12 protein-coding genes and 1 pseudogene are annotated in these 13,231 nt (G+C 71.0%); 7 read left to right on the top strand and 6 right to left on the bottom strand.

Translation table 11 applies throughout. The annotated features are described in order from the left end of the window. Positions 1–6: 6 nt before the first annotated feature. Complete coding sequence (locus tag IAG43_RS20660) at positions 7–1,869, bottom strand: DNA methyltransferase family protein (RefSeq protein ID WP_246574462.1); 1,863 nt, start codon at positions 1,867–1,869, stop codon at positions 7–9. Positions 1,870–2,507: 638 nt separating this feature from the next. On the opposite strand from IAG43_RS20660, the gene IAG43_RS20655 reads away from it, so the two are divergent. Then, positions 2,508–4,256, top strand: coding sequence for a DUF6119 family protein (locus IAG43_RS20655; RefSeq protein ID WP_187742188.1), 1,749 nt, complete (start codon positions 2,508–2,510; stop codon positions 4,254–4,256). Positions 4,257–4,709: 453 nt separating this feature from the next. Here the strand turns inward: IAG43_RS20655 and IAG43_RS20650 are convergent, their stop codons facing one another. Further along, on the bottom strand, positions 4,710–5,123 hold the full coding sequence (locus tag IAG43_RS20650; RefSeq protein WP_187742187.1) for a DNA-binding protein: 414 nt from the start codon (positions 5,121–5,123) through the stop codon (positions 4,710–4,712). Continuing rightward, positions 5,105–5,314: pseudogene (locus IAG43_RS20645) on the bottom strand (hypothetical protein); the annotation flags it as partial. The gene IAG43_RS20650 and the pseudogene IAG43_RS20645, both read right to left, overlap by 19 nt. Positions 5,315–5,502: 188 nt before the next feature. Here IAG43_RS20645 and IAG43_RS20640 point away from each other — a divergent pair. Continuing rightward, a complete protein-coding gene (locus IAG43_RS20640) occupies positions 5,503–5,754 on the top strand; it encodes a hypothetical protein (protein ID WP_187742185.1) in 252 nt (83 codons plus the stop codon). Next, positions 5,754–6,146 carry a DNA-binding protein gene (locus IAG43_RS20635; RefSeq protein ID WP_187742184.1) on the top strand — a complete coding sequence of 131 codons (393 nt, stop codon included), beginning with the start codon at positions 5,754–5,756 and terminating at the stop codon, positions 6,144–6,146. The genes IAG43_RS20640 and IAG43_RS20635 overlap by 1 nt, the downstream gene beginning before the upstream one ends. A 132-nt stretch (positions 6,147–6,278) precedes the next feature. On the opposite strand, the gene ychF is transcribed toward IAG43_RS20635, so the two are convergent. Next, positions 6,279–7,367 carry a redox-regulated ATPase YchF gene (ychF, locus tag IAG43_RS20630; protein ID WP_187742183.1) on the bottom strand — a complete coding sequence of 363 codons (1,089 nt, stop codon included), beginning with the start codon at positions 7,365–7,367 and terminating at the stop codon, positions 6,279–6,281. 193 nt (positions 7,368–7,560) lie between these two features. On the opposite strand from ychF, the gene IAG43_RS20625 reads away from it, so the two are divergent. Continuing rightward, the gene (locus IAG43_RS20625; RefSeq protein ID WP_187742182.1) at positions 7,561–8,124 is read left to right on the top strand and encodes a DUF6542 domain-containing protein; all 564 of its coding nucleotides are present in this window, start codon (positions 7,561–7,563) and stop codon (positions 8,122–8,124) included. Positions 8,125–8,195: 71 nt separating this feature from the next. Here IAG43_RS20625 and ppgK read toward each other — a convergent pair whose 3' ends face one another. Then, positions 8,196–8,936: a polyphosphate--glucose phosphotransferase gene (ppgK, locus tag IAG43_RS20620; protein ID WP_187742181.1), complete on the bottom strand. Its 741-nt coding sequence runs from the start codon at positions 8,934–8,936 to the stop codon at positions 8,196–8,198. A gap of 89 nt (positions 8,937–9,025) precedes the next feature. Continuing rightward, the gene (locus IAG43_RS20615; protein WP_425508613.1) at positions 9,026–10,009 is read right to left on the bottom strand and encodes a 4-hydroxy-3-methylbut-2-enyl diphosphate reductase; all 984 of its coding nucleotides are present in this window, start codon (positions 10,007–10,009) and stop codon (positions 9,026–9,028) included. A gap of 84 nt (positions 10,010–10,093) precedes the next feature. On the opposite strand from IAG43_RS20615, the gene IAG43_RS20610 reads away from it, so the two are divergent. The 3 genes from IAG43_RS20610 (at position 10,094) to IAG43_RS20600 (ending at position 13,215) form a co-directional block, all read left to right on the top strand. Beyond that, a complete protein-coding gene (locus tag IAG43_RS20610) occupies positions 10,094–11,488 on the top strand; it encodes an APC family permease (RefSeq protein ID WP_187742179.1) in 1,395 nt (464 codons plus the stop codon). A gap of 149 nt (positions 11,489–11,637) precedes the next feature. Continuing rightward, positions 11,638–12,846: an exodeoxyribonuclease VII large subunit gene (gene xseA / locus IAG43_RS20605; protein ID WP_187742178.1), complete on the top strand. Its 1,209-nt coding sequence runs from the start codon at positions 11,638–11,640 to the stop codon at positions 12,844–12,846. A gap of 132 nt (positions 12,847–12,978) precedes the next feature. Next, a complete protein-coding gene (locus IAG43_RS20600) occupies positions 12,979–13,215 on the top strand; it encodes an exodeoxyribonuclease VII small subunit (protein ID WP_187742177.1) in 237 nt (78 codons plus the stop codon). Positions 13,216–13,231: the final 16 nt, after the last annotated feature.

Below are 13,231 nucleotides of genomic sequence, written 5' to 3'. Positions count from 1 at the left end.
GAGAGATCAGACGAGAGGGGGTTCGGTGAGGGTCAGGGTGCCGTCGACGAGGCCGGCGGCGGTCAGGGAGGTCAGTTCGTCGAGGGCCGCCGCGTGCTGTCGCAGCAGGGCCGTGCGGCGGGCGATGTCGGACAGGAGGGCGTCATAACGCTCGGCCTCGTCGTCGGGGAGGTCTGGGATGAGGAGGTCTTCAATACGGCGGGCGGAGCGGACCGCGCCGCTCACCCGCCGGTGTTCGGTGGCCGCCGAGCGCAGGAGCGCCGCCAGGACGCGAGGCCGTACGGGATGCTCGGCGTCGGACCGTGCGCGCAGGAGGCGGGCGGGGAAGGCCACCACCGACAGGCCCTCGTCGTCGACGTACGCGCCGAAGCTCGGGGTGGCGGTGACGACGATGTCGCCGGGTTCGGTGAAGTAGGCGTGCTCGTAGGTGTTGAGGAGTATGGCGCGGTCGATGCGGTGACTGTCGACCGGCGCACTGCCGGTGATCTCGGCCGGGGTAAGGACCGTGTAGTGGCCCGCGCCGCCGGTGAGGAGATGCTCGGCGGCGATGCGGTGGCCGGGCAGTCGGCGCAGGCGGCGGTCCTTGAGCAGGCGGGTCACGGTGGTGCGGCGGGCCGGCTGGTCGTCGGGGCGCAGGACGGCGTTGGCGCGGATCGTGGGCGCGTGGTCGAGTGCGCTACGGGTGGCGTCGATCAGCTGCTGGAGCCGGAGTTCGGTCTCGGAGATGCGGGCCGGGCGTTCGACGACGGTGCGGGTGTAGCGGTCGGCGGGCGGGCGGTGCTGCGGGGTGAACGCGGCACCGGGTGCGCTGGTCAGCGCGGTGGCCCGGACGACGGCGGCGTTGCGCGGTTCGTGGCGGCTGTCCGCCCGCCAGCCGGCGTCGCGGAAGATGTCGATGTCCTCGGCCAGCGCGTCCAGGGTCTGCGGGGTGAGGTTGCGTGAGGAGAGGTCGGCGAGGAGGACTTGGCCGGTGCGCTTGCCTTCGGGGGTGCGGTGCAGGATCCAGATCGCGGTGCGGTGGGCCGGGCGGAAGGGGAGTACGCCTTCGGGGAGGCTGATCGCGGCCTTGAGGAGGTGCTGTTCCAGGAAGTCCCGGCGCAGACGGTCCGCTTCCCCGCGTACGGGCAGGGGCCGGACGAGCGCGTCGGCGGGTCCCAGGACGACGGCCGTGCGGTCCTCGGCGAGGAGGTCGGTGACGTCCTGCAGGCTCTGCAGGACGGCGAGCGGGCTTCGGGTCTCGGCCGCCTCGTAGGGGAGGTAGCAGACGATGACGTGCGGGTTTCCCCAGTCTTCCGTGGCCAGTTCCTCGCCGTCGGCAAGGTCCATCTCGAATTCCTGGACGCCCTGTGCCATGAGGCGGCGGCGGGCGAGCCGGGCCAGGTCCGGCATCGGGTCCGCGGAGAGGAAGAAGGGTGAGTTCTCGGCGTCGGACACGGATTCGCGCAGGGCGACAAGCAGATCCCCGCTCCGGGGATGCAGGACGGCGGCCGTCGCCCCTTCCTCACGCTCGTTCAGTCGCGCGAGGCCGGTCAGGCGGGCCATCGTCCGGCTCACCAGCGGAATCGGTTCATCAGCGGCGAGGTCGTCGCAGCCCAGGCGGCGGCGTGCGTCCATGACCCGTTCAAGCGCTTCGGCCGGGGTGTAGGCGGCCTCGGTGAGCTGGTCGGCGAGCACGGCGAGCAGAGGGCCCTGCCGTTCGGCGTCCGGCAGTTCGCGCAGCTCTCTTCGGAGGAAGGTGTCGTCGAAGTCGATCTCGGCGGCACGCTCCAGGATCTCCTGCCAGGGCAGGTCGGAGAGCGGTTCATCGAGGAGCTGACGCAGGCAGAGCAGCGCGGTCACCGTGTCGACCAGCGTGCGAGCGGGGATCACGCGCCGCCAGGCAGACAGGGTGTGCAGCACAAGCTCCGCCCGGATCTGGTCGGCGTCGGCATTGCCGCGGCCGGTGGACAGAAGCCATTCGGCGACTTCCCCGCCATCGAAAAGCGGACTGGCCCCCTCGTACGCGACGGGCTCAGGGAAATCCGCGTGTCGGCGGGCCCAGGTGGTGACGACGGGACGTTGGACCTGGGTCAAGGCCCCGATTTCGGCGTAACTGATCCGCCAGGAGATCTCCTCGGGCAGGATGGGAGCAGTTGCTTCACGTGCGCCGGCCATGCGATTCCGCTCCCCTTCGTGACGACTGCCTCGTGCTCTCGGTCGAGAACGTTTCTCCCAGTGCACCTCACACGCTACAGCCGCCCGAGCTCTCAGCCTTGCCAGTGATTGATAACCGGGGTTATCAGGTTCTCTAACAACTTCACCTCTGATCTTCTGGCACCTTCGTCACCATCACCCCGGCACCACCCGCCGGGACGCCAGCCCCATACAAGTCCGACCCCACCGGCGTCCTCATCGCCGCACCTCTGCTCCCTTGCCGGGCACTCACCCCTGTCCGCCTCGACAGCACCCGTCCCGTAAGGCCGCTCGTGTTACCGAACCGCACCGCAACCTCGCCCCAGGAGACCTCTGTGTCCAGCACCGCGTCGAAGCGCACCCTGTACCGCCTGACCCACGTCAAGGCGACCCCTGAGTCGATGCTCGAAGCCCTCGACGTCGACGCCCTTGACACCCTGGACGCGGTCGTGCGCGACGTCAGCGATCACATGGGAGTTCCCGCCCTCGCGGTGTCCTTCGCCGTAGCGAAGGAGGAAGCCGCCTGGGGCAAGGACATCCTCCGGCTCACCGACGAGTCGGACCTGCTGCAGAGCGAGCAGCGCACCGGCGCACTGCTCGTGCTCGCCGCCGACAACGTGGTGTACGCGATCGGCTTCGACCAGGGCTACCGGCTTCTCCCCGCCCAGCTCAAGGACGCGCACTTCGGTCTGTCCTTCGGTATCCGCGCCATCAACCCGCGTCAGGTGCGGGACTTCACTGCCAGCGTCCTCGGCCAGGCGCGCATCGACAGTTCCCTGATCCCTGCCGGCGCCTCCGTACCGGCACTCGGACTCCGGGACCACGGGCGGATCATCCGCCACCTCGGCGGCTACCTCGACGAAGTCGACCTCACCGCAGGGAGCGGTGCCAGGAACGGGGCCATGACCGCGGAGGGCGGCATCGGTCTCCGTATCAAACTCGGCACCACCCCCGCCACACTGATCAAGGACATCCGCGCCATCGCCGCGATCTGCGAGCACGTCGTTCCCCACCCCGACCTGGCCTTTGTCGAGCACATCACCGCGGTCAAGGACCCTTCCCTCATCGACGCGCTCGACGCGGAACTGGACGCCACGCTCGGCCGTCCGGCAGACGGCCGGATCATGACCGCCGTCCCCTTCTCCCAGAGCACCGATCTGCCCCGGTCCACCGCCTGCACCATCAAGATCGGGTCCTGCCCGCCCCACCTCCGGGACGAGTTCAGTCTCGACTACGTCCTGGAGCGGGCCCGTGTGATCAAGGCAGGCGCCCGCGTCACGGCGCTCCGGCAGGGCACCGTCGAACTGTTTCGTGACACGCTCTCCGCACGGACCGCGCTCGCCCCGCGCACCGCCTCCCTGGAAGCCCTGTCCAAGGAAACCGCCATGAAGTGGATCGAGGCCACTTCCTCCCTCGGCTCCCGCACGTTCTGTCTGCTCGACGGTGAGTGGTACGAGCTCGGGGCGGGCTACCTGCGCAACGTCAACGAGACCGTGGCTCCCTTGTTCCCCGACGCGCCCTCAGTCGATCTCCCCCGCTGGCCGCTCGTCGAGAAGCTCAACAGGAAGGGTATGCGCGTGATGCGTCCCGTAGACGAAGGCGACTACAACAAGCTGGCCGCCCAGGCCCGTCGCGGCTGGGTCTGCCTGGACAAGAAGAACGTCCACAACCCCTTTCGGGCAAGCAACTCCGTCGAGATCTGCGACCTGTTCACCGAGGACGACACTCTTGTCCTCGTGAAGCCCGCGCACTCCTCAAGCCCGCTGAGTCACCTGTTCAGCCAGGCGCGCGTCTCCGTTGAGCTCCTCTTCGAGAACGCGGCCGTACGCGCGGAGTTCGCCCGGTCCGTACACGTCAACAGCGATCCGGCCCGCAGCATCCCCGAGGACTTCACCCCGCGCCGCGTCGTCTTCGCGATCCTTCTGAAGGACGGAGCCAAGCTCACGCCGGACTCCCTCTTCCCGTTCTCCGCCATCACCCTGGCCCAGACCGCGAAGGCCCTCGCCGCTCGCGGCGTGACCGTCGAAGTCATCGGCGTCGAAAGCGAGTCGGCCCAGTCCGCCATGCGCGACGAGGCTGCGTAGCCGCCCGGGCCCGCTCACCACGTGCAGCGTCCCGGAGCCTGGCCGAATCCGCTTCCCCTTGAACGCACCCCTACCTGCGAGTGGCAGACGCTCCCACCGACACCCCCGCGCCCGCACCTCCACCCTCACCGTCGCGCAAACTCACAGGTCAGCCCGCAATCTGTTCGTCTCCAACACGGGAGCATCGAGCGTGGTCAAGTACCTGCCCACCCGCAAACGCGGATACGAGCGGCAGGTCGCACCGGCCAACGGGTCTTCTTCCGCCCGGGCAGGAGCGGGCCGAGGTCGAGGCGTGGCTCGCGTTCGCGGACGCGCACCTCCAAAACCTCACCGAATCGGCCTCAGCGCCGAAACTGCCCACGCCGCCGAAACCCAGCGGCGACGACCTCAAGCCCTTCCTCGGTCACTGAAGCCCCTACGGACCCTGCTCCTACTGAGCCGGACCGAGGGAGATCACACCGCCACGAGCCGGACCCGCTCGCCGCACAGCTTGGCCATGTCGTCCCTATCGGAAGTCAGCATGACCACGGGGCGGTGCTGCCGCAGCGCGGCCTCGGCAACGGCCGCATCGATCGCGTACGTGTGTCCGTGCAACCCGGCATTCATCAGCAACGTCGAGGCAGCCCTCGCCTCCTCGTCACCGACCGGGACGACCCGCAGCCCGGAAAGGACCCAGTTCAGGCGTGACGTGTTCGTACGGGCGTGGACCGCCTCGATGATGGTGAGCGCACTGATCACGACCTCCATGCCGCGCGAGCGCGCCGCGGCGATCAGGGCCACCACCTGCTCTTCGTCAGCGAGCAGCTTCGAGAGTCCCTCGCTGTCGAGGACCGGCGTCCCCTCGTGACTCAGCCTGCGGCGGGCCACTCGGCCTCCTCGGCGAACACCTCGTCGAAGACCTGCCGCGCCCGCTGACGAGCCGGCTCGGAGACCGGCCCCTTGCGGCTCTCGTAGTCCGCCAGGTACTCGTCCAGGACCTGGCCGCGCAGCTCACGCTCGACCGCCTCGGCGATGAACGCGGAGAACTCCCGCTCACCCACCCGCGCCCGGATCGCCTCCTGACCTGTGAAGGAGCCCGATCCAGGGCCTGACCAGCAATTTCCCCGTTGGCTCGCGTTGGCCTGCGACGGGGGCTTACGGGTGTCCTCGGGACTCCCTGCGGACCGGACGGATACCCGTCCGCACAGTCCGCGCGGCCGCGACCATTTACATTCAGAGACTTACGACCACCGGTAGCATGGGCACCATGAGCAGTAGCAAGAAGTACTCGATCAGCCTGCCCGAGGACCTCGCCGAAGCCGTACGCGCCCACGTCGGGCCCGGCGGTTTCTCCTCCTACGTCGCCGAAGCCCTCGAACAAAGGGTCGCCATGGACAAGCTCCGGGAGATCGTCGCCGACTTCGCGACCGACAATGACGAGCTCACCCGTGAGGAGGTCGAAGCCGCCCGCGCACTGCTGCGCCATGACCACCGGCAGGTCGGCGGGGCCGCAGCCTGATGCCCGGCACCCTGCTGCTCGACAGCGAAGGCCTCTCCAAGCTCTACCGCAAGGACCGCACCGTCATGGCCCTGATCCAAGCGGCATCGGAGGAAGGCATCCGCGTGGCCACAAGCGCCATGACCACCCTCGAGGCCGACTACGAGCGCATTCACCCCGCCCGGATCAAGTGGGTCCTCTCTCGCGTCGACGTTCACGACGTCACCAAGGAGATCACCGATCACGCCGCAGCCCTCCTGCGCAGCCACCGCCTCCACGGCCACAAGTACGCCATCGACGCCGCCTTCGCCGTCATCGCCCGCACCGCACCCCAGCCGGCCACCGCCGTGACCTCCGATCCCGAGGACCTGACGCTCCTGTGCGGCCCCGCCGTAGAGGTCGTCAAAGTCTGAACGCCGACCGCAGTCGCGCCAACCAGACCCGCCACCAACACCTCAGCGCTTCGCGGCACAAGGACTCCACGCGGACGTACACCTGCGCCCGGCCCACCAACAAGCGGGCCGGGCGCATCTCTTGACTGCCCGTCAGACGTTGAAGCGGAACTCCACCACGTCCCCGTCCTGCATGACGTACTCCTTGCCCTCCATGCGCGCCTTGCCCTTGGCGCGGGCCTCGGCGACGGAGCCCGTGTCGACGAGGTCGGCGAAGGAGATGACCTCGGCCTTGATGAAGCCCTTCTGGAAGTCGGTGTGGATCACACCGGCCGCCTCGGGGGCCGTGGCGCCCTTCTTGATCGTCCAGGCGCGGGACTCCTTGGGACCTGCCGTGAGGTAGGTCTGGAGGCCGAGGGTGTCGAAGCCGACGCGGGCGAGGGTGGCGAGGCCGGGCTCCTCGGCGCCGACGGACTGGAGGAGCTCGACGGCGTCCTCCTCGTCGAGCTCGGCGAGGTCGGCCTCCAGCTTGGCGTTGAGGAAGATCGCCTCGGCCGGGGCGACCAGGGCGCGCTGCTCGTCCTTGAAGGAGTCGTCCGTCAGCTCGTCCTCGTCGACGTTGAAGACGTAGAGGAACGGCTTGGTGGTGAGCAGGTGGAGGTCGTGCAGGAGCTCGGCCTTCTCGGAGCCCTGGAGGATGCCCTGGGAGAAGAGGGTGTCGCCCCGCTCCAGGATCTCCTTCGCCGCCTCGACGGCCGCGACCTTGGGAGCCACGTCCTTCTTGATGCGGGCTTCCTTGGACAGGCGCGGGAGGACCTTCTCGATGGTCTGGAGGTCCGCGAGGATCAGTTCGGTGTTGATCGTCTCGATGTCGTCCTTGGGCGAGACCTTGCCGTCGACGTGGACGACGTTCTCGTCCTTGAAGGCGCGGATGACCTGGCAGATCGCGTCGGACTCGCGGATGTTCGCCAGGAACTTGTTGCCCAGGCCCTCGCCCTCGCTCGCGCCGCGCACGATGCCGGCGATGTCGACGAAGTCGACGGTCGCCGGGAGGACGCGCTGGGAGGAGAAGATCTCGGCCAGCTTGGTGAGCCGGGTGTCGGGGACGCCGACGACGCCCACATTGGGCTCGATGGTGGCGAACGGGTAGTTGGCCGCCAGTACGTCGTTCTTGGTCAGGGCGTTGAACAGGGTCGACTTGCCGACATTCGGCAGGCCGACGATTCCGATCGTGAGCGACACGTTGGCGACTTCCTGAGTGGGTGGTGGGCGGGGCTGCGGTCCGTGCGGTCCGCAGTGGGCGGGCCGATCCCCCAGTTTACGGGCGGGCCGCGGCAGGCATCGACGGCCACCGTCAGTCGAACGCACGGCCAAGGTGGCTCAAAGGGCGTGTCTGGTGCCTCCCCGCCCCCCTCGGGAGACCTACTTTGTGGGAGTGGAGCAGCACAGGACCCGTAGCCCCGAGCCCCGGCAGCGCCCGCAGGGCTCGCTTCCCGCGCGGGGCACCGTCGCCGACGGCACCACCGTCTACCCGGTGCGTCCCCGGCCCCGGAGACCGGTGCCGCCGGTCGTGCTGGCGTTGCGCAGACTGCCGAACCCGCGGCTGACCGGGCTGGGCGCGGGGGTGTTCGCCGCCTCGCTGATGTTCGCGCTCGGGTTCCTGGACTGGCTGCTGCTGGACGGTTCGGCGGCCGTCTACGGGGTGCTCTTCCTGCTGGTCAGCGCGGTGACCGCGCTGTGGGTGCGGGAGGCGGACGTGGTGATGGCGCCGATCATCGTGCCGATCGCGTTCGCGGTGGGGATCGTGCCGATCTCCGGCGGCGACGGCGGGCTGGGCGGCCAGACGATGGCCGTGGTCACGGCGCTGGCGGTGCACGCGATCTGGCTCTACGGCGGGACGCTGGTCGCGGGCGTGATCACCTGTGTGCGCAAGGTGCGGGCGATGGGCCGCCGCCGCCGGCGGCCCGCCGGTGCGAAGGAAGGCGCGGTCCGCCGCTGACCGGCCCGCCCGGGGCGATGGACCGGCCGGCCGCCGCAGGGCCGGGGCGCGTGCCCCGGCCCGTACGGGACTCAGCGTCCGGCGGCCGCCATCGCGGCGCCGACGATGCCCGCGTTGTTCTGGAGCTCGGCGGGGACGATCTCGGCCCGGATGTCCTCGATGAGGGGCAGGAACTTCTCGGCCTTGCGGCTGACGCCGCCGCCGATCACGAACAGCTCGGGCGAGAAGAGCATCTCGACGTGCGCGAGGTACTTCTGGACCCGGCGGGCCCAGTGCGACCAGCTCAGGTCGGCGTCCTCCTTGGCCTTGGTGGAGGCCCGCTTCTCGGCGTCGTGGCCGTGGAGTTCGAGGTGGCCGAGCTCGGTGTTGGGCACCAGGCGGCCGTCGGTGAAGAGCGCGCTGCCGATGCCCGTGCCGAACGTCAGCAGGATCACGGTGCCCTTGCGGCCGCGGCCGGCGCCGAAGGTCATCTCGGCGACGCCCGCGGCGTCGGCGTCGTTCAGCAGGGTCACGGGTGCGCCGCCGATCCGGTCGCCGAGCAGCCGGGCCGCGTCCTTGTCGATCCAGCCCTTGTCGACGTTGGCGGCGGTCCGGGTGATGCCGCCGGTGACGACGCCGGGGAAGGTGATGCCCACCGGGCCGGTCCAGCCGAAGTGGCCGACCACCTCGGCCACACCGTCGGCGACGGCGTCCGGCGTCGCCGGATGGGGGGTGAGGACCTTGTGGCGCTCCTCGGCCAGGTCGCCCCGTTCCAGATCCACGGGAGCGCCCTTGATCCCGGATCCGCCGATGTCCACTCCGAAGACGTTCATGGGGACCACGTTAGGCCCTCGGGCGGGCCGTGCCCCGCATGAACAGCCCCCGGGGTCCCGGGGGCTGACAGGCGGTCAGGGGGTGGCGGTCACCTGCCGGCGAGGCCGTCCGCCTCGGCGCGCAGGTCCCGCCGGAGCTCCTTGGGGAGCGAGAAGACGATGGACTCCTCGGCGGCCTTGACGATCTCGACGTCCTCGAAGCCGCGCTGGGTCAGCCACTCCAGGACGCCCTCGACCAGCACCTCGGGCACGGAGGCGCCGGAGGTGACGCCGACGGTGGAGACGCCCTCCAGCCACGCCTCGTCGATCTCCTCGGCGAAGTCGACCAGGTGGGCGTCGCGGGCGCCGGCGCCCAGGGCGACCTCGACCAGGCGGACCGAGTTCGAGGAGTTCTTCGAGCCGACGACGATGACGAGGTCGGCCTCGGCGCCCATCTGCTTGACGGCGGTCTGGCGGTTCTGGGTGGCGTAGCAGATGTCGTCGCTCGGCGGCGAGACGAGCCCGGGGAACTTGGTCTTCAGCGCGTCGACCGTCTCCATGGTCTCGTCGACGGAGAGGGTGGTCTGGGAGAGCCAGACGACCTTGTCGGGGTTGCGGACCTCGACGTTGGCGACGTCGTCGGGGCCGTCGACGAGGGTGATGTGGTCCGGGGCCTCGCCGGAGGTGCCGATGACCTCCTCGTGGCCCTCGTGGCCGATGAGGAGGATGTCGTAGTCCTCCTGTGCGAAGCGCACGGCCTCCTTGTGGACCTTGGTCACCAGCGGGCAGGTCGCGTCGATGGTCGCGAGCTTGCGCTCGGCGGCCTCCGCGTGGACGGTCGGGGCGACGCCGTGGGCGGAGAACATGACGATCGAGCCCTCGGGGACCTCCGCCGTCTCCTCGACGAAGATCGCGCCCTTCTTCTCCAGGGTCTGCACGACGTACTTGTTGTGGACGATCTCGTGTCGGACGTAGATGGGCGACCCGTACTGCTCCAGGGCCTTCTCCACGGCGATCACGGCGCGGTCCACGCCCGCGCAGTAACCACGGGGAGCGGCGAGCAGGACGCGTCGGACAGGCTGCGCAGAAGTCATGCGTCCCATCGTAAGGCCGCCCAGAACAGGCAGGTGATCGCCTGTGGACAGCACACTGGGCGGGACGGCGACCAGGGAGGACGCATGAGGCGAGGGGCGGAACGGGACGGCCGGCGGGACGCCGCCGCCGGCCACGACGGGCTGCGGCGCACGCTCGGCTTCCGGGACCTGGTCGTCTACGGGCTGCTGTTCATCGCCCCCATGGCGCCCGTCGGCGTGTACGGCGCGCTCGACGCGAAGTCGGACGGGGCGGTCGCGCTGGTGTACGTGGTGGCGACGGTCGCCATGGCGTTCACCGCTTCGAGCTACGCGCAGATGGTGCGGGTGGCGCCGCAGGCCGGGTCGGTCTTCACCTACGCGCGCAAGGGGCTCGGCGAGGCGCCGGGGTTCGTCGCCGGGTGGATGGCGATGCTGGACTACCTGCTGATCCCCGCGGTGGCGTACCTGTTCTCCGGGATCGCGATGGAGGCGCTGGTCCCGGAGGTGGACCGGTGGGTGTGGACGGCGATCGCCGTGGTGGTGACGACGCTGCTCAACCTGTGGGGCGTGCGGGCGGCGGCCCGGGTCGGCTTCGCGGTGCTGGCGATGGAGATCGCGGTGCTGCTGGTGTTCGTGGTGTCGGCGGTGGTGGTGCTGGTCCGGGACGGGGCGGAGCGGGGGTGGCTGTCGCCGCTGACCGGCGACGCCGGCTTCTCGCTGGCGGCGGTCTTCAGCGCGGTGTCGATCGCGGTGCTCTCGTACCTCGGGTTCGACGCGATCGCGTCGTTCGCCGAGGAGGTGACGGGCGGGTCCCGGAAGGTGGCGCGGGCGGTGCTGTTCTGCCTGGCGCTCGCCGGGACGCTGTTCGTGGCGCAGACGTATCTGGTGGCGCTGCTGACGCCGGTTTCGTCGGCGGAGCTGGCCGCCGACCCGGCGGCGCAGGGGTCGGCGTTCTACGACGCGGTGGACGCCTCGGTGGGGACCTGGCTGCACGATCTGGTGGCGGTCAGCAAGGCGATCGGGGCCGCGTTCGCCGCGCTGGCCGGGCAGGCGGCGGCCGGCCGGCTGCTGTTCGCGATGGCGCGGGACCGGCGGCTGCCGCGGCTGCTGGCGCGCACCGACTCCGGGGTGCCGCGGCTGGCGCTGCTGCTGGCGGCGACGGTCACGATGGTGGCCGCGGTGTGGGCGGCGCAGCGGGACGACGGCCTCGACCATCTGGTGTCGGTGGTGGACATCGGCGCTCTGACGGCGTTCGTGCTGCTGCACGCGAGCGTGGTCGGCTGGTTCGTGGTGCGCCGGATGGACGGGGAGCCGGACTGGCTGCGGCATGTGGTGGTGCCGGTCCTCGGCACGGCGGTGCTGGTCGCGGTGATCGCGGAGGCGGCCCGGTCGGCGCAGGTGGTGGGCGTGATCTGGTTCGGGGTGGGGCTGGTGGTGCTGGCGGTGCAGTGGGGCCGCACCCGGGAGGACGGGCCGGGCGGCGGGGCCGGGAAGGGCTGAGCGGCCGGGACCCCCGGGGCCGGGGAGGGCCGGTCCGGGCCGGCGGCGGCCCCGGGTCCGGCCGGGGGCCCGGGGCGCGTCCGCTCCGTGGCCTGCCGGGGCGGTCCGGGTCGGCGGCGATGTCGCAGCCGGCCGTTACCCTCGCCCGTATGGCTCTCAACACGTCCGCGGAAGCGCCCCTGCCCGTCGGCGAGGTCTCGCGGCTCATCGGGGGGTGGATCGACCGCCTCGGGGCGGTCTGGGTCGAGGGGCAGATCACCCAGTTGTCGCGCCGTCCGGGGGCGGGGGTCGTCTTCCTGACGCTGCGCGACCCGTCGTACGACATCTCGGTCGGCGTGACGTGCTACCGCCAGGTGTTCGACGCGGTGGCGGACGTGGTCTCGGAGGGCGCGCGGGTCGTGGTGCTCGCCAAGCCGGAGTGGTACGCGCCCCGGGGGCAGCTGTCGCTGCGGGCGGCGGAGATCAAGCCGGTCGGCATCGGTGAACTGCTGGCGCGTCTGGAGCAGTTGAAGCGGTCGCTCGGGGCCGAGGGCCTGTTCGCGGCGGACCGCAAGCGGGCGCTGCCGTTCCTGCCGCACCGGGTCGGCCTGGTGTGCGGCCGGGCGTCCGCCGCCGAGCGGGACGTGCTGGAGAACGCGCGGCGGCGCTGGCCGCACGTCCGCTTCGAGGTGCGCAACGTCGCCGTGCAGGGCGTGCACGCGGTCACCCAGGTCGTGCAGGCGGTCAAGGAGCTGGACGAGCACCCCGAGGTGGACGTGATCATCGTGGCCCGGGGCGGCGGCAGCGTGGAGGATCTGCTGCCGTTCTCCGACGAGCAGCTGGTGCGCGCGGTGGCCGGCTGCACGACGCCGGTGGTGTCGGCCATCGGCCACGAGCCGGACGCGCCGCTGCTGGACCTGGTGGCGGACCTGCGGGCGTCCACCCCCACCGACGCGGCGAAGAAGGTCGTGCCGGACGTGGGCGAGGAGCTGGAGCGCGTGGCCCAGTTGCGGCGGCGGGCGCTGCGGACGGTGGAGGGGCTGCTGGAGCGCGAGGAGCGCGGGCTCGCCCATGCGCTGGCCAGGCCCTCCATGGAGCACCCGCAGCGGATGGTGGAGCAGCGCGAGGACGAGGTGGACGCGCTGCTGGCGCGCAGCCGCCGGGTCCTCGGGCATCTGCTGGACCGCGCGGACTCGGAGCTGTCGCACACGCGGGCGCGGGTGGTCTCGCTCTCTCCCGCCGCCACGATGGAGCGCGGGTACGCCGTCCTCCAGCGCGCGGACGGCGGGGTGGTGCGCTCGCCCGAGGAGGTGGCCGCGGGGGACGCGCTGCGGGCACGGGTCGCACAGGGCGAGTTCGCGGTGCGCGTCGACGACTAGGGTCCTTCGTCCGGGCCGGGGCGGGTGAGCCCTGACCGGGGCCGGACGTCCCACGGCGTGGCGCGAGGCGCCACCGGGCGGTGCGCGGGCACCGCCGATTTCCCATTGCAGGCTCGACTTAGGGTGGATCGCATGGCTGCGGGTACGGAAGAGGCCGCGCTCGGTTACGAGCAGGCGCGGGACGAGCTGATCGAGACCGTGCGCCGTCTGGAAGCGGGCGGCACGACGCTGGAGGAGTCGCTGGCCCTGTGGGAGCGCGGCGAGGAGCTGGCGAAGGTCTGCCGCCACTGGCTGGAGGGTGCCCGGGCGCGGCTGGACGCGGCGCTCGCGGAGCCGGAGCCGGGCGGGGACGAGGGTGGCGGCCGGTGAGGCGAGGCGGCGCGCG

The organism is Streptomyces genisteinicus (assembly GCF_014489615.1).
In the GTDB taxonomy this organism is placed as follows: domain Bacteria; phylum Actinomycetota; class Actinomycetes; order Streptomycetales; family Streptomycetaceae; genus Streptomyces; species Streptomyces genisteinicus.
This window is presented reverse-complemented; position numbering and strand designations above follow the sequence as displayed.